At 37.6% G+C, this 23,323-nt stretch carries 16 protein-coding genes; 7 read left to right on the plus strand and 9 right to left on the minus strand.

Annotation, left to right across the window (positions count from 1 at the left end):
* Nucleotides 1-372: 372 nt before the first annotated feature.
* The 3 genes from PFY09_RS19880 to proS form a co-directional block, all read right to left on the minus strand.
* Nucleotides 373-1,707 (minus strand): Nramp family divalent metal transporter, encoded by a 1,335-nt coding sequence (locus PFY09_RS19880; protein ID WP_271160844.1) that lies wholly within the window; start codon nt 1,705-1,707, stop codon nt 373-375.
* 112 nt (nt 1,708-1,819) lie between these two features.
* Entirely contained in the window at nt 1,820-3,130 is a 1,311-nt protein-coding gene (locus PFY09_RS19885; protein ID WP_271160845.1) for an OmpA family protein, read from the minus strand.
* Between the two features lie 129 nt (nt 3,131-3,259).
* Nucleotides 3,260-4,735 (minus strand): proline--tRNA ligase, encoded by a 1,476-nt coding sequence (gene proS / locus PFY09_RS19890; protein WP_076392468.1) that lies wholly within the window; start codon nt 4,733-4,735, stop codon nt 3,260-3,262.
* Between the two features lie 144 nt (nt 4,736-4,879).
* Here proS and PFY09_RS19895 point away from each other — a divergent pair, with 144 nt between their 5' ends.
* Together PFY09_RS19895 and PFY09_RS19900 are read left to right on the plus strand one after the other, a co-directional pair.
* Complete coding sequence (locus PFY09_RS19895; RefSeq protein WP_271160846.1) at nt 4,880-5,971, plus strand: prolyl-tRNA synthetase; 1,092 nt, start codon at nt 4,880-4,882, stop codon at nt 5,969-5,971.
* Between the two features lie 54 nt (nt 5,972-6,025).
* Entirely contained in the window at nt 6,026-7,405 is a 1,380-nt protein-coding gene (locus PFY09_RS19900; RefSeq protein ID WP_084196413.1) for an OmpP1/FadL family transporter, read from the plus strand.
* Between the two features lie 74 nt (nt 7,406-7,479).
* Here the strand turns inward: PFY09_RS19900 and PFY09_RS19905 are convergent, their stop codons facing one another.
* Nucleotides 7,480-8,208 carry a ZIP family metal transporter gene (locus PFY09_RS19905; RefSeq protein WP_271162363.1) on the minus strand — a complete coding sequence of 243 codons (729 nt, stop codon included), beginning with the start codon at nt 8,206-8,208 and terminating at the stop codon, nt 7,480-7,482.
* A gap of 2 nt (nt 8,209-8,210) precedes the next feature.
* Entirely contained in the window at nt 8,211-8,936 is a 726-nt protein-coding gene (locus PFY09_RS19910; RefSeq protein ID WP_271160847.1) for a class I SAM-dependent DNA methyltransferase, read from the minus strand.
* A 122-nt stretch (nt 8,937-9,058) separates the two neighbouring features.
* Here PFY09_RS19910 and PFY09_RS19915 point away from each other — a divergent pair, with 122 nt between their 5' ends.
* Both PFY09_RS19915 and PFY09_RS19920 read left to right on the plus strand, forming a co-directional pair.
* Nucleotides 9,059-10,222, plus strand: coding sequence for a THUMP domain-containing class I SAM-dependent RNA methyltransferase (locus tag PFY09_RS19915; protein WP_271160848.1), 1,164 nt, complete (start codon nt 9,059-9,061; stop codon nt 10,220-10,222).
* Nucleotides 10,209-10,676 (plus strand): branched-chain amino acid ABC transporter substrate-binding protein, encoded by a 468-nt coding sequence (locus PFY09_RS19920; RefSeq protein ID WP_271160849.1) that lies wholly within the window; start codon nt 10,209-10,211, stop codon nt 10,674-10,676. Before PFY09_RS19915 ends, PFY09_RS19920 begins: the two co-directional genes overlap by 14 nt.
* Here PFY09_RS19920 and PFY09_RS19925 read toward each other — a convergent pair.
* Nucleotides 10,659-11,510, minus strand: a complete 852-nt coding sequence (locus PFY09_RS19925) for a hypothetical protein (RefSeq protein WP_271160850.1) — start codon at nt 11,508-11,510, stop codon at nt 10,659-10,661. The two genes, PFY09_RS19920 and PFY09_RS19925, sit on opposite strands and share 18 nt — an antisense overlap.
* A 146-nt stretch (nt 11,511-11,656) precedes the next feature.
* On the opposite strand from PFY09_RS19925, the gene PFY09_RS19930 reads away from it, so the two are divergent.
* Complete coding sequence (locus PFY09_RS19930; RefSeq protein ID WP_271160851.1) at nt 11,657-12,661, plus strand: glycosyltransferase; 1,005 nt, start codon at nt 11,657-11,659, stop codon at nt 12,659-12,661.
* Between the two features lie 365 nt (nt 12,662-13,026).
* Here the strand turns inward: PFY09_RS19930 and PFY09_RS19935 are convergent, their stop codons facing one another.
* Nucleotides 13,027-14,253, minus strand: a complete 1,227-nt coding sequence (locus tag PFY09_RS19935) for an aminotransferase class I/II-fold pyridoxal phosphate-dependent enzyme (RefSeq protein ID WP_116099344.1) — start codon at nt 14,251-14,253, stop codon at nt 13,027-13,029.
* A 154-nt stretch (nt 14,254-14,407) separates the two neighbouring features.
* On the opposite strand from PFY09_RS19935, the gene PFY09_RS19940 reads away from it, so the two are divergent.
* The gene (locus PFY09_RS19940) at nt 14,408-14,866 is read left to right on the plus strand and encodes an Lrp/AsnC family transcriptional regulator (protein ID WP_271160852.1); all 459 of its coding nucleotides are present in this window, start codon (nt 14,408-14,410) and stop codon (nt 14,864-14,866) included.
* A gap of 167 nt (nt 14,867-15,033) precedes the next feature.
* On the opposite strand, the gene PFY09_RS19945 is transcribed toward PFY09_RS19940, so the two are convergent.
* The gene (locus PFY09_RS19945) at nt 15,034-16,065 is read right to left on the minus strand and encodes a bestrophin family protein (RefSeq protein ID WP_271160853.1); all 1,032 of its coding nucleotides are present in this window, start codon (nt 16,063-16,065) and stop codon (nt 15,034-15,036) included.
* A gap of 166 nt (nt 16,066-16,231) precedes the next feature.
* Nucleotides 16,232-18,304, minus strand: coding sequence for an alpha-ketoacid dehydrogenase subunit alpha/beta (locus PFY09_RS19950; RefSeq protein ID WP_271160854.1), 2,073 nt, complete (start codon nt 18,302-18,304; stop codon nt 16,232-16,234).
* 225 nt (nt 18,305-18,529) lie between these two features.
* Here PFY09_RS19950 and dnaE point away from each other — a divergent pair, with 225 nt between their 5' ends.
* Nucleotides 18,530-23,209 (plus strand): DNA polymerase III subunit alpha, encoded by a 4,680-nt coding sequence (gene dnaE / locus PFY09_RS19955; protein ID WP_271160855.1) that lies wholly within the window; start codon nt 18,530-18,532, stop codon nt 23,207-23,209.
* Nucleotides 23,210-23,323 lie beyond the last annotated feature (114 nt).

Raw genomic sequence — 23,323 nt, forward strand, 5'->3', positions numbered from 1 at the left:
CGCTTTCCGTTACAATTCCTCATTACGCGGCTCCGCTTTGCTCCGCCGCTCCATTGCGGGATTTTCTCTTCAATCGGGGCTAGAATTGAAGTCGTGTTTTAATTATTGGGAAATCTGTTATTTGAAAAATTTAACATCATTACAAACATCAGATTTAAAAAAATTAATAATTGTCCAAAATTTGTCATCATTGAAAAGCTTTGAGTTCTTTGCTAAGTAGAATGGCTTTGTGAACTTAAAAATATACATGAGTCTTTAAAAAAAAACTTTGAGGACTTTACGTCAAAAAATAAGCACGATCATTAATTAATGAAGTATGTACAAAAAAATTACGGTTACTTAATATAAAAAGAAAATAATTTTGGTACAGAACTATTTCCCAAAAAATGTCTGATACAGAAGATAAAGATTCAAAATGATAATAATAAATGAAATAATCAAGACACAGATTTTCAGGAAAGGTTTGTTGACAAATTCGCCCATTTTACCTTTATCACTCGTAAACATAACAAGCGGAACCACTGCAAAGCTCAACTGCATCGAAAGGATAACCTGACTTAAAACCAATAAATCCGTAGTTCCTTCTTCGCCATAAAGAATAGCCACAATAAGAGCGGGAATTACAGCAATTAGTCTTGTGATCAGTCTTCTCAACCATGGTTTTAATCTGATGTTCAGAAAACCTTCCATTACAATCTGTCCGGCAAGTGTTCCGGTAAGTGTAGAATTTTGTCCGGAAGCGAGAAGAGCAATCGCAAAAGCAATACTTGCCATTGAAGCTCCTAAAATCGGAGTCAGCATCTTATACGCATCATGAATGTCGGCAACATTTTTATTCCCTGTAATATGGAAAGTTGCCGCTGCCAGAATAAGAATTGCAGCATTAATGAAAAATGCAAGCATTAACGAAACCGTACTGTCTAAAGTTGCAAATTTGATAGCCTCTTTTTTACCTTCTCGTGTACGCTCGTAATCCCGTGTCTGCACAATGCTGCTGTGCAAGTACAGATTATGAGGCATCACGGTAGCTCCCAAAATCCCGATCGCAATGTAAAGCATGGCGGGATTCTGAATGATTTCTTTTTGAGGAATCAGACCACCTAAAAGTTCATTAACAGCAGGTTTAGAAATAACCAATTCATACACAAAACAGGCGAGAATAATAAAAATCAGTCCGCCGACAATACTTTCGATCCATCGGAAACCTTTTGACTGAAGGAGAAGAATGAAAAGGACATCAATAGTCGTAATGACAATTCCCCAGGTAAGAGGAATATGAAAAAGTAAATTTAATGCAATCGCAGAACCGATTACCTCCGCAAGATCACACGCTGCAATGGCAATTTCACAGAATATCCAAAGAATAAAATTGGTAGTGGGACTGAAATGGTCTCTGCAAGCCTGCGCTAAGTCTCTTTCTGCAACCACACCTAATTTCACGGACAAATGCTGCAAAATCATTGCAAAAATATTCGAAATTAAAATTACAGAAAGCAGGGTATAGCCAAACTGCGCTCCTCCGGCAATATCTGTTGCCCAGTTTCCGGGATCCATATATCCAACGGCAACCATCAGTCCGGGACCTGCAAATGCAAGATATTTTCTCCAGAAACTTGCATTTTTAGGAACTTTCACCGAAGAATATACTTCAGATAATGAGTGAGAGGTTTTATCTTTTCGCCAGGCGCTTTTTAATTTCAGATTCATAAATGTTAGAAATGACTAACAAATATAATTAAATAAATAAAAACATACCGTATTTAAAAGAAAAAATCCCGAAAATTAAATTTCCGGGATTCTGATTTTTAAAAGTTTAAGACTATTTTGTAAATCTTACAGACATTTTTCTGTCGATTGCTCTTTCTGCATCAGATGCTTTGGCATCTACAGTTGCAAACTGACTTCCGTATCCGTCTGCTCCGGTCACCTGAGATCCAACTCCTTGTTTCTCCAACCATGATTTAATATAATTTGCTCTGTCTGCCGATAATTTCAGGTTCTTAGTTTCATCTCCTGTTTTATCGGTATAACCTCCGATTTTTATTTTTGCATCAGGATAAGCTTTTAATATAGCTACCAAATTCTGCAACTGTCCTTCAGAACCCGCTTCTAAGGCTGTAGAACTTCCTAATTTAAAGTTTACATGGTCAAAATTATACCACGTTTTTTTTAAAGCAGCATCATCTTTAGCATTTTGATACCCTCCGGATTTTAAGAAAGTGATCATGTTGTCTTCCATTCCTCCTTTATATCCTTTTAAGGCAACTCCGTTTAAGTCGATATTCTCATCAACTTTAGCACTTGCGGAATTCATTCCTGCAGTATCGGTTGTCATAGCTGCATTTATCGTATCTGTAGACACGGTATTAGAATCCGTCATTGTGGTTGTCGTTGTTGTTTCTTTTTTATCGCACTGTTTCCAGATAAAATAAGCAGCAGCCACTAAAAGTAATAATGGAAGCAACCATTTCCAGATAGAACCACCTCCTTCATTGTTGTTTCTTTCCGGGAAAGTTCCGTTAGGCGCTGTACTTCTTGTTACATCAATTTTTGGTTCTTCAGAAACCGTATTTTTAATGGTATCCTTATCATTGTCAAACTTGTACCCTTTAGCCCAATCCCAGTCGCCCATATTTAATGAAGCCAAAGAAAGTCCTGCAGGTAAAAGTGTTGAAATAATACCTTTCTGATCACTAAGTAAACTTGAAATTCCGTTTTTATCAAGATTATTGTCGGCAGCATATTTTCCTACAGATCCAATCGTTGCACCTGTCACCAGATTGAGCAGCGAATTTGAAGAATTGTTGCTGATTCCTGCAAAGGTTGCGATTCCGTTTACGATTCCACTTAATTTATCACCAAAAATTAATGATAAAAGACTGGAAATGATAGAATTGTTTGATGATCCTCCCATCAGATTGCTTAAAATTCCATTGGAAGCAGCTCCCGAAATTGCATCTAAAACGGCAGGATTATCAGATTTGTTTGCTAAACCACCCACAACAGCAGGCAATAAACCTCCGATTGCTTTTGAAATAGCGGACTCACTTTCTCCGAACTGTGATGCAGCCTGAGATACTAAAGCCGGACCTAATTGTCCTTTAATTAAATCAATAACATTTAAAGACATAATAAATTTATTTTAAAGATTAATGTTGGGATAAATTTAAACAAAAAACAGTCCAAATGTTGATTTTAAAAAAAAATCTGCAAAAAATATTAAAATTTTTGCAGATTTAATAATTTATTATGTTAAGCTTTAATATGCTTTTGCGAATAAAACTCTTCTTTTAGATGGCTTTCCGGAGATCAGTGAAATTCCTTCTTCAATATCATCATCCAAAGGAATACATCTGATAGTAGCCTTGGTTTCATCCTTAATCTGCTCTTCTTCTTCAGCAGTTCCGTCCCAATGCGCATAAATGAATCCTCCTTTTTCTTCCAAAACCTTCTTGAATTCTTCATAAGTATCTACTTTCGTGATGTTATTTTTTCTGAATTCAAATGCTTTATTGTAAATATCCTGCTGAATTGTTTTCAGTAATTCTTCAATATAAGAATCTAAACCATCAATAGAACGGACTTCTTTCGTTAAGTTATCTCTTCTGGCAATTTCCACAGATCTGTTTTCAAGATCTCTTGGTCCCATTGCAATTCTTACAGGAACACCTTTCAGTTCATATTCCGCGAATTTCCAGCCCGGTTTGTTCTGCGTATCATTGTCAAATTTTACAGAAATTCCTTTTGCTCTCAGTTTAGCCTGAATATCTAAAGCCACTTCGCTGATTTGCGCCAACTGTTCTTCTCCTTTAAAGATCGGAACAATCACAACCTGAATCGGAGCCAAAGTAGGAGGAAGTACCAATCCGAAATCATCAGAGTGCGTCATAATCAAAGCGCCCATCAAACGCGTTGAAGTTCCCCATGATGTTGCCCATGCGTGTTCGATTTTACCTTCTTTATTCGTGAATTTTACATCAAATGCTTTTGCGAAATTCTGTCCTAAAAAGTGAGATGTTCCCGCCTGTAAAGCTTTTCCGTCCTGCATCAATGCTTCAATACAATAGGTTTCGTCTGCTCCTGCAAATCTTTCGGAAGGCGTTTTCAACCCCTGAATTACAGGAATTGCCATAAAGTTTTCTGCAAAATCTGCATATACGTTATTCATTTTCTCAGCTTCTTCTATCGCTTCTTCTTTGGTAGCATGAGCAGTATGCCCTTCCTGCCATAAAAATTCTGCTGTTCTTAAGAAAAGACGTGTTCTCATTTCCCAACGGACAACATTCGCCCATTGGTTGATTAATATAGGTAAATCTCTGTAAGACTGGATCCAGTTTTTATAAGTATTCCAGATAATTGCTTCTGAAGTGGGACGAACGATAAGCTCTTCCTCCAGTTTAGCATCCGGATCTACAATAAGTTTTGAAGGATTGTCCGGATCTGTTTTTAATCTGTAATGGGTTACAACTGCACATTCTTTAGCAAAACCTTCTGCATTTTTTTCTTCAGCCTCAAACAGGCTTTTGGGCACAAAAAGCGGGAAATAAGCATTAACGTGACCTGTCTCTTTGAATTTTTTATCCATTTCGTCACGCATTTTTTCCCAGATCGCATAGCCGTATGGTTTAATCACCATGCATCCTCGTACTCCTGAGTTTTCAGCTAAGTCGGCTTTTACCACCAACTCATTATACCATTTGCTGTAATCTTCGCTTCTTGAGGTTAATTTTGCCATTATTTTTTAAAATTTTTTTAACTTTTTTATGTTATTGTTATCTAAAAATAAAAATCTATTTTTGATAGATTTTTGTAACCGTATTTTGGTACATTTTTAGTACAGATTGCAAATATAATTTAAATTAAAAATTTTTACGTTATCATGAAAAGAAATATACATAAAAATTTGCTCGGAATGTTAAAATCCAAAGGGATTCTGGCAATATCAGGCGGATTGTTACTTGTGTCTTGCGGCGCTCAGATGGGTGGCTACAGCGAGACAGATGGCGTTTATTACGACCCGAATAAAGATACGCTACCTGAAGGCGTAATCATCAACGACAGAGGAAACAGAGTAGGAGAAGATTACAATTATTATCAGGATGATTCCAATGTGATTCAGAATGCTGAGGCCAATGCTAAAGAAGGAAGATACAGCGATTGGAATAACTATAACTGGAATACTACAGCTACAGATTCAGACTGGGGAAGCTATGCAGGAAGCCAGACCAACTATTACGACAATTCATGGGGATGGGGTTCTCCCTGGGGTTGGGGCGGATGGTATGGCGGCTATAATCCTTATTGGGGATATGGCGGATACGGTGGCTGGAATCTCGGACTTTCCTGGGGTTGGGGCGGCTCATGGGGATGGGGCTCCGGCTGGAACATGGGATGGGGATATTCTCCATACTGGGGCTACAATCCATATTGGGGTTGGGGCGGATATTACGGCAATCCTTATTGGGGCTACGGAGGATATTGGGGTGGCGGATATTACGCACCAATGTACAGAAGAAGTGGCTCTAACGGAAGAGGTTTCAATACCTATAACGGAGGATTTGCCAGCAAGTATGGCGTAAATTCCGGTGGATTCAGAAGAAGCAACAGCAATGTAGGCGGATTCAGAGATTCCGGTTCAAATAACGGTGGATTCAGAAACTCTGGTAATACAGGAGGATTCAGACAGGGAAATACAAACGGCGGTTTCAGAAACCCCAATCAGACTGGTGTAAGACCGCAGGGAGGCTTCAGAAATCCAAACCAGAGTCAGCCAAGACCAAGTTACAATTACCCACAACAATCGCAGCCAAGATATAATGACGGAGGTTTCAGAAATAACGGAGGCTTCAATAATTCCAACAGCGGAGGCGGCTTCAGATCAGGAGGCGGTGGCTTTAGCGGAGGAAGCAGCGGCGGCGGTGGATTCAGATCCGGCGGTGGCGGCGGAGGCGGTTTCCGAGGTGGCAGATAATTTTAAAAAGTAATAACTATTCAAAAAATAATGTTAAAAAAATCTTTAGCAATAATGAGCATTTCTGCTGCATTTTTTGCGCAGGCTCAAGATGTTTCTGTGATTAGAAATACAGTAGATGTTTATTCTAATGCTCCAAATATTGGTTCCGCTAAGTTCAATGCAATGGGTGGTTCCAACGGAGCTTTAGGTGGTGATGCAAATGCGCTGCTTACCAATCCTGCGGGTTTAGGGGTGGCAATTTCAGGGGAAATTTCCGGAACATTATCTATTACAAATAACAAGAACACCTCTACTTATGCAGGTTCTTCTTACGGATACAGCATCAATAAAGGTGATCTTGGAAACTTAGGAGCTGTAATGACTTTTCAGTTATTAACCGAAAGTGCATGGAAATTCATCAATATCGGGGTAAACTATTCCAACCAGTCGATTGAGAATTATATTGAAACTCCAGGAAACAGCAATTTAGTGTATGATTTTCCTGATGCTAAAAGTTCATCTTTTGGTAGACATGCCTATGACAGATATGGATATTTATCCAAAACAAGTGTTGGAGTAGGAGCAAACTATAACAATAATTTATATTTAGGGGCAGGATTGAATTTTTTCAACTCGTCAATAGATCAGTCGGATACAGCAATGTTTAATTCTTTGGCTGATGGAAGCTCTGAATATTTCAGTAAGCAGAATACTCCTTTCTACGAAAAAGGAAACGGTTTTTCAGCTTCATTGGGGGTAATTGGAAAATTAAGTCCGAATTTCAGATTGGGAGCAGCTTTAGAAACTCCGACTTTCTGGGATATCGACAGAAGCTACAATTTCTACAATGATCCTATTTATGGAGATGATACTGCTATTGAAAACAGAAAATTAACCACTCCTTTAAAGGCAACAGTAAGTGCTGCATTTATTGCGAGTAAAAGTTTTGCTTTGAACGTAGATTATACATTAGGTTTAACAAAGCCTAAATATAAAGTTTACGGAGATGCTGAAACGGAGCTGAACGACTTCTTTAAAGAGAATTACAAAAATTTATCAGAAGTAAAGATCGGTGCAGAATACAGGGTTAAACAGTTCAGACTGAGAGGAGGGTATTCTTATGCTTCAAGCCCTTTTGATGCTTTAACGATAAACAGATATTCCAACAATGGAGGTGTGGATGAAAATCAGTCGTACAGCAACCTGATCCTTAACGACAGAAATGCTTTATCTTTCGGTCTTGGGTACGATTTCAAATCATTCTACATTGATGCTTCTTATCAGAACATCACTTCAAAATATACCAATCCGTTTTTGTACGGTGTTGCTGATGGTAATTACGAAGCAGGATATTATTCGCCAAGCCGTTTAATTTCAAGTGATGCTTTTGCGGTGTCGGATGTTAAAAACGTAAGAAATAATTTCTTTATTACACTTGGATGGAAATTCTAATCTGAATAATAAAACTTATATAAAAAGCTCCGAATTTACGTTCGGAGCTTTTTTATTTTAGAAAATTAAAGTAATTAATGGTGGTGCCCTACGTGATCATGACTGTGAAAAAGATGCATGACCAAAGCTAAAGAAACCCCTAAAATCACAAGCCCTATTTTCAGCCAGTCGATGTTATGGTTTTTATTGCTTTCAAAAATAATTACCGAAGAAATATGCAGGAAAATTCCTCCTACGATCGCCAGAAAGTAAGGCTGAAGATCGGGATTGAAATAATTTCCGAGCAGCATTCCCATTGGAGAAGCCAAAGCAAAAAGGGCAACAATGAGCAGCGAAGGATAAGAAGGATTGGACTTTGATTCATCTTTTCGGTTAAATAAAAATGCGCCCAAAATAAACGATATCGGAAGATTGTGAAAAACAATTCCCAAAAGATAAGGCGATAATTCTTGTTCTTCGTTCGCTAAAGGAATTCCCTCAATAAAAGCATGGATAAAAAGCCCCACCATTAAAGCAGCAGGCAGGATATTATGTTCGCTGTGATGATGAAAATGCCCATGTTCGAAACCTTTGGTTAGAGCTTCAAGAATCATTTGCAGTAAAACTCCGGCAATCACGAAAATACCCAGACTGCTTCCTGTTTCTGAGGTATAAACCTGCGGAAATACTTCATTCAGACAAATGGTAATCAGAAATCCGGCACTTAAAATCAACAGATTTTTTGCCAGTTTTTCTTTTTTACCAAAATGTTTTCCCAGAAATACTCCTGTAATAACGCTTAAAACCAGTAAAAGTACGGTAATCATTATTTTTTCTTGAATAAATTAATGCAACGCGGAGAAGTATCCTTATTAAAATCGTTCAGTTGGTAATCTCCCCAGATTTTTACTCTCTCAAAACCACATTCAGTTGCGTAGGAATTGATAGCATCCAACGTATGAAGTTTTACTTTTTCGAAGAAGTGATAAGGCTTTCCGTCTGCTTCAAATTGAATGTCTTTTACAATATGTCTTCCCTCAATTTTCTTTTTTATTTTAAACTCAATATCTCCACGAATGATGGTAGATTCCGGAACAATGCTTTTTCTTACGTATTCTTCATTCAGATAATCCAGAACAAAATATCCGCCCGGTTTTAATGCATTATAAACGGACTGAAATACTTTTTTGTCGTCACTTTCATTATCAAAATATCCGAAGCTTGTAAAAAGATTGAAAACAGCGTCCATCGGATCTGCATCAATCGGGTTTCTCATGTCGTGAACATCAAAAAGCAAGGTCTGATTCTCAAACTGCTTATCGAATTCTATACTCTGTCTGGAAAGATCAAGTCCCAAAACATCATACCCAAGCTTATTAAGAAAAACCGAATGTCTTCCCTTACCGCAAGCGAGATCGATGATTTTTGAGTTCGGCGGAAGCTGTAGTTCAGCAGTAAGTTTTGTGATGAAATTTTCCGCTTCTGTATAGTCTCTGTTGCTGTACAGTACATGATAATAAGGGGTATCAAACCAAGATTCAAACCATTCCATACTGCAAAAATAGTGTTTTTTGAGCGATTGTCTGCTTTTGTGAACCCATGGTTTTTGTAGTTGCAGTGATTTCTGTAAACTATAATCTGACAACCAACCACTAAAATTGCTATTTTTGCAGTATGGATATAGAGAATATACAGATTCAGATAAAAACATTCTTTGGGCTGGAACAGATTTTGGCGGAAGAGATCAAAAAGCTGGGAGGAAGAAAAGTTGAGGTTAAAAACCGTGCGGTAAACTGTGAAGGAGATTTAGGCTTTTTATACAAGATCAATTACTCTGCGAGAACGGCTTTGAAAATTTTGGTTCCGATTCACGAATTTAAAGCTTTCAATCAGCACCAGTTTTACGACAGGCTTTTTAAATTCAACTGGGAAGAATTTATGGATGTGGATCAGTCTTTTGCAATTGATTCTACGGTAAATTCTGAAACATTTAAGCATTCTCAGTTCGTAACGCTGAAAATGAAAGATGCTATTGTGGATTATTTTCAGGAAAAATTCAAAAAACGCCCGAATGTAGAAACCAAAAATCCGGATATTAAATTCCACCTTCATATCGACAGAGAGTTAATTACCATTTCTCTGGATTCTTCGGGAGATCCTTTATTTAAGAGAGGATACAGAAGAGAGCAGGGAGAAGCTCCGATTAATGAAGTTCTGGCAAGCGGAATGCTTCAACTGGCAGGTTGGGACGGGAAAGGTAATTTCCTTGATCCGATGTGCGGTTCGGGAACACTTTTAATAGAAGCGGCAATGATCGCTTTGGATCTTCCTGCGCAGATTTTCAGAAGGAGATTTGCTTTCCAGAACTGGAAAAATTATGATGCGGATCTTTTTACCAAGATTAAAGAATTCCGAATCAACAGGGTGAAAGAGTTTACCGGAAAGATCGTTGGCTACGATATTGATGCAAGAATGCTGAATGCGGCAAGAATGAACATCGAAGCAGCAGAAATGGAAGACGTGATTGAAGTAAAGAAACAGAATTTCTTTGATTCCAAAAAAGAACTTTTCCCTTTGTTAATGGTTTTCAATCCGCCTTACGACGAAAGAATTTCTATTAATGATGATGATTTTTACAAGAAAATAGGTGATACTTTCAAGACCCATTATCCGAATACATTAGCCTGGCTGATTTCTTCTGATCTGGAAGCGGTGAAGAAAATCGGTCTTCGTCCGTCAAGAAAAATCAAGCTTTTCAACGGAAAACTGGAAACCAGATTTTTGCAGTATGAAATGTATGAGGGAACGAAGAAAATTCATAAACTTGAAGAAAAATAATATTAAAACCTTCCTTTTTACGGAAGGTTTTTTATTTTTGTCAAAAACTCAAACTATGAATTTCGATTTTCTAGACGTTTTTGGCGTTGTAATAGATGTTGTGGAATTATTAGGCAGCAATTCTTCAGATTCAAACTATAATGAAAAATCTAAAATAGAAAAAAAGACAAAATATTTAACGGAAAAAGTAAGTTCATTGTTTCTTTTTATTTATGCAGTCCTACTTTTTGCTGTCTTCAAGGATCCGTTACCCTCTGAAAATTATGTTCAAACGTTGATTATTACTTCATTGATTGGTTTGGCGATATCTTTTTTGCTGTTTTTTATTCTGTATATTTTGGAAAAATACTATTTTAAAAATGTCTTTCAATGGCTGTTTTTTAGTTTTTCAGCAATTGTGATGATAATTTCAGCAGTTTTGTTTATCTATTTTGATTCAGGAATATTTATATAATGTATGATCCCTTTTCAATGTTATAAACGATAGAATGATAATATGAATAAGTAAAATTATTGCAATTATAATCATGCTGGAGGATATTTCATCTTTAGCTTTTTTTTCTACGGTTTCCTTTATAGGTTTCAGGAAAACAAAATTGCCGACTTTTGTTTGTGTTGCAGATAAAAAATCGTCATAATCATAAGACATCATAGTAATGTATTCAAAGTTTTTAATCTTTTGAAAATCATATTGTTTTAAACTGTTTTCTGCCTGTTTCAGTAGTCTGTTGAATTCGAAATTTGTTTTCTTTTCATCTGTTTCAAAATCTAAATACTTTTTAAATGTTAAAGCATAATAAATATTTTTTTTCTCTGATCTAAATGGATAAAGAAATACGATCTGAATAATTTTTTTCGAACTCTTGAGTAATTTTACCTGCCTTTGAATAACCGGATTTTCTACAATTTTAAAATTTTTTATTCTTACACCTGAATTTTTCACAGTGTAGATTTCTTCAATATTATTTATTTCTTGAGTTTTTGCCCAAAAATTTGATACAATATTGCTGTAAAAAAGCAAACTCAAAAATAGGCAGGAATTTACCAAAGCAGTTACCGTATTTTTTCGTTTAGATGGAATATCAAAATGAGCAATCAGAAATTTCGTAATTAAAAGTGTTAATGCTGTAAGAATCAGTATTGTGATAATTAAAATATCTCTTTCAAATATTGGCGGAAAGCGACGGATATTGAAAAACCAGTATAGAGCTGAAATAATAGAAATATTAATGATTAATGCACAGATTAAAGTTATTACTGAATATTTAAATTCTCTAAAATCACTCATCACATTTATGTTTAAAGGTCAAAAATACTTAAAAATCAATTATTGAGGTCTAATGTTGCTATTTATCATCTAAAATTAAGCTGTTAATTTCCAAAATCTTTTTGCTCATTACTTCCCGAATAAGTATTTTTGAAAAATTTTCAGATTTGAAGCCTACCATTTCCATTATCGTTGCTATTTTTAACCGTAAAGACGAACTTTTTGAACTCCTGAATTCTCTTACTGCGCAGACAGACAAAGAGTTTGAGATTATTATCGTGGATGACGGCTCATTAATCGATTTGAAACCAACAATTGCAAAATTCGAAAGTTTTTTAACCATTAAATATTTCCGGAAAGATAATTCTGGACCCGGTTTATCGAGAAATTACGGGGCGAGAAGAGCCGAAAACGAATGGCTTGTTTTTGTGGACAGCGACGTGATTGTAGAGAACGATTACATCGAAAACATCAAAAAAGATATTCTTGAAATTCCATGTGATGCTTTTGGCGGAGCAGATAAGGCGCATAAAGGTTTTAATTTAATGCAGAAAGCCATTTCTTATTCCATGACTTCTGTTTTTACGACCGGCGGAATCAGAGGAAGTAAAAAAGCGGTTTCAAAATTTCAGCCCAGAAGCTTTAATATGGGCGTAAAAAAGGAAGTTTTTGAAAAAGTCGGAGGTTTTTCAGAAATGAGAATAGGAGAGGACCCGGATCTTTCCATGACGCTTTGGAAAAATGGTTTTACGACTGCTTTTTTCGATGATATTGCAGTCTATCACAAACGAAGGGTAGATTTCGGAAAATTTTCAAAACAGGTATATCAGTTTGGCTGTGCAAGACCTATTCTTAACCAAAGGCATCCGAATTATGTGAAAATTTCGTTCGCATTTCCTACCTTATTTATGTTGGGCTACATCATGGGCTTTGTAGAATATTTTATTCTGGGAAAAGGCGTTATTCTTGCATTTTATGGGTTATATACTTTTATGGTTCTTTTCCACGCTTTGTGGGCGACCAAAAACATCAGCATTGCCGGAATGGCCGTAATTTCCACCTACATCCAGATGTTTTCTTACGGTTATGGCTTCTTAAAATCGTGGATTTTGCTGAATATTTTCAGAATGAAACCCGAAGATGCCTTCCCGAAACATTTTCATAAAGTTTGATTTTACCACTAAAATTTTTGATGCATTACTTTTTAGCGTAAATTTTTTGACGCAAAGATTTTTAGCAAAGCTTTAATTTTAGTCAGCAAAGGCAAATAAATTTGCTACGCAAAGCTTGAAAAATACGCTTCATCAAAGCAACTTGTTGGTTCTTCTTTGCTCCCTTAAATAGTGGGTATTTAAAATTAAACTTTGCTTTAAAAAACTATGATTTTCGATTACAGTAAATATTGCTCTGTAGGCGCGAAACTTATCTAAAAAAATACATTTTTTGAGCTTTTGAAATGCTGCAAAATAGCATACAAAATATCTTTTGCGGTTAAAAAACAAAAGCTGTCGAATTAACAACAGCTTTTTTACAATAATTAGGATATGGAGATGGTTTCATGGCTGAGAACACCTGTTTTAAGCATGCATTCTCTCATCTTTTCATACGTTCGTTCGATATCGTGATCCAGCCCTATTGAGAATCTGATCAGTCCATCGGAAATTCCCATCGCAGCACGTTCTTCCTCTGGAATTTCAGAAGAAGTGGAGCTTCCTGAACATGAGAATAAAGTTTTATAAAAGCCTAAACTTACCGCAAGATAACCCAGATTTTCCTGCTGCATTAATTCCATCAGTTCATTGGCTTTTTCTGTAGTTCCCGCGTCTAAAGTCAGCAAGCCGCCGAATCCGTACTCTTCGTGCATCATCGTTTTCATCAGTTCGTGGTTTTTATGAGATTTTAATCCGGGATAAGATACACGCAATCCGTCTTCTTCAAATCTTTGTGCAAGATACATTGCGTTATAACTGTGCTGTTTCATTCTGATGTGCAGCGTTCTGAGATTTTTAAGAATACTTGCAGAACGAAGACTGTCCATCGTAGGTCCCAACAGCATACACGCTCCGTTATTCACATTTTTCGTATCGTTGATGAATTCCTGAGTTCCGCAGTACACTCCACCTACGGTATCGCTGCTTCCGTTGATAAATTTCGTTAAAGAATGGATCACAATATCTGCGCCCAAAAGCTTTGGTGAAATGGAAAGCGGAGAGAACGTATTGTCTACGATCAGTTTCAGATTATGTCTTTTACAGATTTCAGAGAGTTTTCTCAGGTCAGCAACTTCTAAAAGCGGATTGCTTACACTTTCACAGTAGATGATTTTTGTGTTCTCGGTAATTGAATTTTCAACAGATTCAAAATTATTGATGTCTACAAACGTCGTCTGAATATTAAATGGCGGAAGAAAATTTTTCATAAACGCATACGTTCCGCCGTAAATTGTTCTGCTCGAAATAATATGATCTCCGCTTTTGCACACCTGCATCAGAACTGAAGTAATCGCTCCCATTCCCGATGCGGTTACGTTTGCTGCTTCTGTATTTTCAAGTTTGGCTAAAGCCTGCGCAAGATACAGATTCATTGGAGAAGAATGTCTTGAATATAAATAGCATCCTTCTGCATTTCCTTCGAAAGTATCGAACATCGTTTTTGCAGAAAGAAAAGTGTAGGTAGAACTGTCGGAAATCGATGGGTTTACTCCGCCAAATTCACCAAAATATTGCAAATCCTGTATTTCGTTGGCTGCATTAAAGTCGTTCATATCGTTTAAGTTTTTATGCTATAAATATGAATAACCTCCTGAACTATTACAACAGAAATTTAAATTATTAGAATTTAAATCTAGTAAAATGCTAATCAATAGAAAAAAAGTTTATTATATTTGATTGTAATAAACTTTTGACTAAAATTTATCTATGAATTTTGATGAAACGGATAAAAAACTGCTCCTTTTTTTGCAGGAAGATGCCAAACAAACCACCAAAGAACTGTCTCATAAGCTTGGTTTGTCGGTAACGGCTGTTTATGAACGCATCCGGAAACTCGAAAATACAGGAGTGATTTCAAAATATGTTGCCATTCTGGACAGGAATAAAATCCACCGCAATTTTATTGTGCTTTGCCATATCAAACTCGCTCAGCACAGAAAAGAATACGTCCTGCAGTTCGAAAAAGAAGTGATGAATTTAGAAGAAGTCACAGAATGCTTCCATGTAAGCGGAGACTATGATTATATCTTGAAAATCGGGGTAAAAGATATGGAAGACTATCGAAATTTTATGCTTACGAAGCTTACCACATTGCAGCATATTGCAAGTACACACAGCTCTTTCATGATCTCTGAGGTAAAAAATACAACGGCAATTGTTTTGTAGAGAAAAAAGTCTTTTTTAGGAGCTATTTCCCGCTTTCCGCACTCGCTATTTTCGGGATCTAGGGTTGCGGCGGCAAAGCCGCCGCAACCCTAGATCCCGAAAATGAGCTCAGACAAAGCTGCAATCGGGGCTAAACTGCGGTCTTACGATCAAATAAAAGTTATAAATTAAACCAAAACCCCATTCTTAGAAGCAATAGGATCAGGTAAATCCGTTTCTCCGGTCATTTGCAGAAGATCAATTTCAATCGTTCTGCAGATCGAAAGCATCGGAATATCAAACATCAGACCTTCAAAAGGATTTTCAGAATAATCTCCTACCAGTTCCATGATAATATAAATCCAGCCAATCGTAATACAGAACGGAATCGAAGCCCAGATTCCCCAGTCTCCTAACTTCGCAAATTCACTCACTAAACCTAAAGGAAGAAGCATAATGAAGATGATATTAAAAACAAAAGCAGTACTTGCAAACTGTCTCGGCAAAGGAAATTTTTTAATCCTTTCCGCCTGTCCCTGCAGCGTATAAAATTCATTAAGACAATCCTGCAGTTGCTTTTGGTTGAAATCTGAAATCACACCCATATTTTTAAGCTCATTAACATCTTTCGACTGCTGAGCAATAAGGTAAGTCGCGAAATTTTTATACTGAGACTGCAATTCAGTTTCCTCTTCAGACAAATATTTGTTCAGAAAAATAGGCGTTCTCCCGTAATCCGGAAATCCTGCCTTTATCAGTCGGTTTCTCTTATGATCCACATTTTTAAACTGATCTTCTTCCACTTTGATATGTTCCCACTCTGTAGGAATCAGGAGTTGCTCCCTTAACTGATACAGCCATGCAATATGCCGGAAAACGATTTTCTTTCGGCGGTCTTCCAGATCAAATGTTCCTACTTTTTCTTCTTTGGTATCGAAGGCATACACCATCGATCCGAGCATTCTGCTGGAATTAACAATTCCGCCCCAAATTTTTCGGGCTTCCCACAATCTGTCGTAAGCTTGGTTGTTTTTAAAACCAACTAAGAACGCTTCCGCAGTACCAATTAAAGCCACCGGAACCCAAGGAATAATCATCCAGTCCCAATGGAAAAAGTGAAAAAGTACAGCAATTAAAGTGCACCAGATTGAAATCAGAATCACATGAAATCCTGATAAATTGAGAACCTGTCGGTAATTAACGTATTTTGTTGTAATCATATTTGTGCAATTTAATTTTGAACCAGCAAAAAACTTAGCAAAACAGATACCATGTTTTGAAACAGAATTTGAAAAACTTTCGCTGGCAGCATATAAATATAAGAAATTAAGACACAAAAAAACCTCTAAAAAAATTAGAGGCTTACAATTTTTATTTCAAGCTGACTTAATATTTCAGCATTTCTTCGATTTTATTGGACAGCTTTTCCGCATTCGGAAGCATTTCCTTTTCAAGTACCAAGTTGATTGGAACCGCAGGAACATCAAGAGAACCCATCGTTTCTACCGGAGCATCAAGATACTTAAAACAGTTTTTAGAAATTCGGTGTGCGAAAGCTTCCGCAAAAGAATTATTCAACTGCTCCTCCGTTAAAACGATACATTTTCCGTGCGCTTTTACCCTCTCAAAAACCAGTTCTTCATCCAGAGGAATTAAAGTTCTTAAATCAATCACCTCAACTCTTCCGTTGAAGTTTTTCGCCGCTTCTTTTGCCCAGTAAATCCCCATTCCATAAGTGACGATCAATAAAGTTCTGCCTTTTTCGGTTTCCTCTTTATCAGCTTCAATAATTACTTTTCCTTTTCCGAAAGGTAAAATATAATCTTCCGCAGGTTCAATGGTTTTTGCATCTTCCGTTCCCGGAACCTTGCTCCAGTACAATCCTTTATGTTCAAGCATCACCACCGGATTCGGATCGTAGTAGGCTGCTTTTAACAAACCTTTGAAATCTGCAGCATTGCTCGGATAAGCGATTTTAATTCCTTTGATATTCGCTAAAATACTTTCAACACTTCCGCTGTGATAAGGACCGCCGCCGCCGTAAGCTCCGATCGGAACACGGATGATATTGCTTACAGGATATTTCCCCTGACTTAAATAACTCGATTTTGAAATTTCTGTAATTAATTGATTGATCCCCGGATAGATATAATCCGCAAACTGCACTTCAACAATCGGTTTTAATCCGACTGCGCTCATTCCCGCTGTGGAACCGATAATATAAGCTTCCTGAATCGCGGTATTGAAAACCCTTTTGCTGCCGAATTTTTTTCCTAACGTTACCGTCTCACGGAAAACCCCTCCGATTCTTTCCCCAACATCCTGTCCGTACAGCAAAGCTTCCGGATGTTTCCACATTAGCTCCTGAATCGCGTGAATTGCAGCATCTACCATTACAATTTTTTCTCCGCCTTCAGGTTCTCTGGTTCCAATCTCTTCCGTAATCGGAGTTGGCGCGAAAACATGATTCATTACACTTTCAGGCTTCGGATCTTCTGCATTTTTAGCCTTTTCAAATGCTTCTTCAGCTTCAAGACGGGCTTTTTTCGTAATCTGTTTTAATAATTCTTCATCAACTCCGGATTCGATCAAATGATTTCTTAGAATATTTCCCGGATCCTTCGCTCTGTGTTTGGTTAAATCTTCCTCGTCTCTGTAAAACTCTCTTCGTACTCCGGATGTGTGGTGACCGATGAGAACTGTTTTGGCACAAACCACCAAAGGTTTTCTTTCTGTTCTTACAAAATCCACCGCTTTTTTCATTACCTCAAAGCTTTCAACGAAATCTGTTCCGTCCACTCTCATTCTGCTTAAGCCCGTGAAACCGGCTACAAAATCATAAGCATCACACGTTCTAGCTTCCTCCTTGGTTACGGAAATTCCCCATTCATTATCCTGAACAAGGAAAATAATCGGTAACTGATGTAAAGCAGCAAACTGTAAAGCTTCACTTACTTCACCTTCCGTTACAGAATTATCTCCCAGACTGCAAACCACCACCGGATTGTTTTCAAAATCCTGCAATTCAAAATCCTGAATATATTTAATTCCCTGCGCAACTCCCGTTGTAGGAATGGTCTGCATTCCTGTCGCAGAACTCTGGTGAATAATTTTAGGTTTATTTTCGTCCCTGCTTGAAGGGTGAGAGTAGTAAGATCTACCTCCGGAAAAAGGATCATCTGCTTTTGCCAGCAATTGAAGCATAAGCTGATAAGGTTCAAAACCGATTCCTAAAAGTATGCTTTCATCACGGTAATATGGGGAAACCCAGTCTTCTTTTTTTAACTGATATGCGGTTGCCAATTGAATAGCTTCATGACCTCTTGATGTGCTATGAACATATTTACAGACATTTCTGTTTTCTTCATAAATATCTGCCATTGCTTTGGCAAGCATCATATGGTTATAAGCCTTGAGTAATATATCTTGAGAAACCTTTTCGTGAAGTGTATTTTCCATAGAAAGCAAAGATAAACAAAAAATCAAAATACTAACAATCGTTAGTGTTTTTGGATAATTCAATGACTTTCAGGGTTTTTGAGGGGTAATTTAATTAAAAAAACAGATTTATCCCAACCGGATATGCATACCATGATTCATCAGCATTTATAAAAACTAATTCCAAAAGACAAAAAATTAAAGTAACTTTACATTCTCTTTTTTAATAAAAGCTAGAAAAATTACATGTATTTAGTTTTTGACACAGAAACCACAGGTTTACCGAAGAATTTCAACGCTCCGCTTTCAGATTCAGATAACTGGCCAAGAATGGTGCAGATTGCGTGGCAGTTGCATGAAGATGACGGAACATTAATTGAAAATCAGGATTATATTATAAAACCGGAAGGGTATGATATTCCCTTCAATGCCGCAAGAATTCACGGGATCACTACAAAAATCGCCAATGACGAAGGTCGTGATCTCGAAGAAATTTTAAATGAATTTTCTAAAGTTTTAGAAAAAGTAAGAGTGGTTTCCGGACACAATGTGGAATTCGATTACAACATTGTGGGAGCCGAATTTTACCGTAAAAATATTAAAGATAACCTTCAGGAAAAGCCAAAAGCCGATACCATGATTCTGGGAACAGATTTCTGTCAGTTGGGAGGCGGAAAAGGAGGAAGGTACAAAGCTCCGAAGCTGGAAGAGCTTTACGAAAAATTATACGGTCATAAATTTGATGAAGCCCACAACGCCGCAGCCGACGTAAATGCCACGGCGCAGGTTTTCTTCGAAATGATGAGAATCGGGGTGATTCCTGCGGAAGTTTTAAAGGTTTCCGAAGACCAGCTTGCGTATTTTAAAACGCTGTATCCTGATCCGATAAAGCCCTTTAATATTGTTATCAGAAGGCAGGTTGCGGATTTTCACAACAAGAAAAAACAGCAGGATATCGGAAGTATTGAGGAGATCGATCTCGGAAAATATTTCAACTTCGATAACCACAGTGTTTTCTCTACTTTAACAGCTACTACAAGCATCAACGATTTAATTAAAAAAGCAAGTGATGATAATTTTCCCGCCGTCGGAATGGTGGATCTGGGAAATATGATGGGTGCTTTTAAATTTGTTACGGCGGTAGAAGGCGCCAATGGCGACCGTGCGAAAAAGCATAAAGAATACCTCGCTAAAAAACAGGAAGCGGAAGAAAAAGGCGAAGAATTTAATGAGCTGGAACCGATTTCGGAACCTTTGATTCCTGTTGTGGGCTGCGAATTTTATATTTCAGACCGTTATGAGCAGAAGCAGTTTACCAAAGATGATCCCGACAGAAGAACGCAGGTTGTCTTATTGGCAAAGGATTTTAACGGCTATAAAAATTTAGCCAAACTATCCAGTATCGGATTTCTTAAAGGATTTTATTTTGGAGTTCCGAGGATCAGCCGGGAATTGATTGCCGAATATAAAGAGGGAGTTATTGCCTTAACTTCGGGAATTCACGGAGATATTCCGGATGCCATTTTAAATACGGGTGAACAGAAAGGGGAGGAGCTTTTCAGATGGTGGAAAGATACTTTCGGAGACGATTTTTATGTCCAGATCCAGAACCATAAACTACCGGAAGAAGAGCATTTAAATGATGTTTTATTGCATTTTGCAGATAAGTATAATGTTAAAATTTTAGCGCAGAATGAAACGTTCTATACCAATAAAGACGATTCTAACATTCAGGATATTGTAAGCTGCATCAAAGACGGTGAAAAACTTTCAACGCCTGTAGGAAAAGGTTTTGGAAAGAGGAGAGGACTGGCAACCGGAGAATATTACATAAAAACAGCGGATGAAATCAAGGAAGCATTTTTGGCTTATCCTGATGCATTCGATGCGTATGAAGAATTTTTTGCGAAGTTCAAACCTTATACGCTAAAAAGAGATGTTCTCCTTCCTAAATTTGATATTCCGGAAGAATTTATTCATCCCGAAGACGATATCGACGGCGGAAAACGTGGTGAGATGGCTTATCTTACCTATTTGACGTATGAAGGGGCAAAAAGAAGATATGTTGATACCGGAATTACAGATGAGATAAAAGAACGTCTGGATTTCGAACTGGAAGTTATTGCCAATACAGGATATCCCGGTTACTTTTTGATTGTTCAGGATTTCTGTAACGAAGCCCGTAAAATGGGCGTTTGGGTAGGTCCCGGTCGTGGTTCTGCGGCAGGTTCTGCAGTAGCGTACTGTATCGGAATTACGAATGTTGACCCCATTAAATATGATCTCCTTTTCGAGAGATTCCTGAATCCGGAAAGGGTTTCCATGCCCGATATCGATATCGACTTTGATGATGAAGGACGAGATAAAATCATCAAATGGGTGGTTGATAAATACGGAAAAACACAGGTTGCCCAGATTATTACCTACTCGGTTCTGGGAGGGAAATCTGCGATTAAAGATGCGGGAAGAGTTTTGGATGTTCCGATTCCGGACACGAATAATATTGCAAAATTAATTCCTTCCACACCGGGGATGAATATTGCGAAAGCTTTAGCAAAATACGATAAATTAAAACCTGAAGAACAACAGCTTGTTGACGAAATGCGCTACGTTCTCGACAGCCCGAATGATGCGCGTCACGGTGTTTTGGCAAGTGCTAAAAAAATGGAAGGCTGTATCAGAAATACAGGAATTCACGCTTGTGGGGTTATCATTACACCGGAAGATGTAAGTAATCTGGTTCCGGTAACTATTGCGGCAAAAGATGCCGATATTCTGGTTTCGCAGTTTGATAACTCGGTGGCAGAAAGTGCAGGACTTCTGAAAATGGACTTTTTAGGTCTGAGAACTTTAACCATCATCAAGGATGCTTTAAAACTTGTAAAAGCAAGGCATGGAGTGGATATCGATCCCGATCTCATTCCGCTTGATGATACAAAAACCTATCAGTTGTTTAAAGAGGGAAGAACAGTCGGGATTTTCCAGTACGAAAGTCCTGGAATGCAAAAGTACATGAGAGAGCTGAAACCTACCGTTTTTGCCGATCTTATTGCCATGAACGCATTGTACCGTCCCGGTCCGATAAAATACATCCCGAACTTCATCAACAGAAAGCACGGAATTGAAGAAATCGTCTACGATTTACCGGAAACAGAGGAATATTTAAAGGAAACCTACGGAATTACGGTTTATCAGGAGCAGGTAATGCTTTTGTCCCAGAAACTGGCGAATTTCACGAAAGGGGAAGCCGACACGCTGAGAAAAGCGATGGGTAAAAAGCAGATCGACGTTCTTAATAAAATGTACCCGAAATTCATAGAAGGCGGAAGAAAAAATAACCTCAACGAAGAACGTTTAGAGAAAATCTGGAACGACTGGAAAGCCTTTGCAGAATATGCCTTCAACAAATCTCACTCTACGTGTTATGCATTTATTGCGTATCAGACCGCTTATCTGAAAGCCAATTATCCGGCAGAATATATGGCGAGTGTGATGAGTAACAACATTAACAACACCGATTCCATCACCATGTTCATGGAAGACTGTAAAAGTATGGGCGTTGATGTTTTGGGACCGGATGTAAATGAATCTCAGTACAAATTCTCGGTAAACGAAAAAGGACAGATCCGTTTTGGTCTGGGAGCCATTAAAGGAATTGGTGAAGGTCCGAGTGAAGCCATTACAAGAGAAAGACAGAACGGAAGATTTAAAAATATCTATGATTTCTTCGAAAGAATTCTGCCTTCACAAATGAATAAAAGAGTGGCGGAAAGTTTGGTTTTGGCAGGAGCTTTTGATGAACTCGACAATTTCCACAGAGGTCAGTATTTCGATATTGATATGGCGGGAAGAACCAATCTGGAAAGACTGATCCGTTACGGACAAAGCTTTCAGGAAAGTAAAAATGAAATGGAACATTCTCTTTTCGCAGATTTTGCAGAGGAAGTTCAGATCGAGCAGCCCAAGCTGCCTCCGTGTCCCGAATGGCCGAATATGCATAAGCTGAATAAAGAAAAAGAAACCATCGGATTCTATCTTTCTGCGCATCCTTTAGATGAATTTAAATATCAGTTCCAGTTTATACAGGGAAGTCTTTCCAAAAAATCTGTTCTGGAAAAAGAAGATGAATCGAAAATTGTAATTGATGAGGTTCCGATCTTAGAGCAGGACGTTCCGGAAGATGTATCTGAACTTGCGGAAATTGTTTCCGATGATGTCATTGCGGGTGAAGAAGAGGAACTCATTGAAGAAGTCACCAAAAAAGCTGAGCCGAAAGGTGTTTTCCATTTCCTGAATCTTGATGAGGTAGATGCATATAAAGAACAGGCTTTTGCGAATAAGCAGGAAGAATTATTCGAAGAGAAGAAAAAAGACTGGAAAACCTTACAGAAAGAAAGAGAAAACGGCGGTGGCGGAAAAGAATACACCGTTGCCGGTCTGATTACCGAATATGTGGTAAAAGATGGCTTCAGAAGCGGAGAAAAAGTGGCTTTTGTAACACTGGAAGATTACTCCGGTTCCTATTCTTTCCGACTGGGAGACCGTGATTATATGAAGCTGAAAGAAAAACTGGAGGTTCAGCGTTTTGTTATTTTCAAAATTAAATTTGCTCAGGTAAAGGACGGAAGAGTTTTTGTGAATGTTACAGATGTCATAGAGCTTCAGGAAGCTTTTGAAAGATTTGCGAAAAGTATTTCCTTGGTAATGGATGTCATGGATTTCCGACCGGAAGATCTTAACTTTTTCAGAAAAGTGCTGGAAAGAAATCAGGGAACGCAGAAGCTGAAATTTTATCTCAAAAACGTGGAAGAAGATTCGAAGATAGAGCATCTTGAAGTACAGTCGATGAAACATTCCGTAAATCTCAGCGGAGAGCTGATTAAAGAAATTCAGTTATTAAATAAATATGAATTTTATCTGAATTAAGTAATTTCAAAACCTGATTTTTATAAATTTAAAGTGATTATAAAGTGGCTAAATCCTGCTTGTAATCACTTTTTTATTTTTTACGGTAGTCTAAAAAATAATCTCGTTTTGTAA

The organism is Chryseobacterium gambrini (genome assembly GCF_027920505.1).
Lineage (GTDB): Bacteria > Bacteroidota > Bacteroidia > Flavobacteriales > Weeksellaceae > Chryseobacterium > Chryseobacterium gambrini.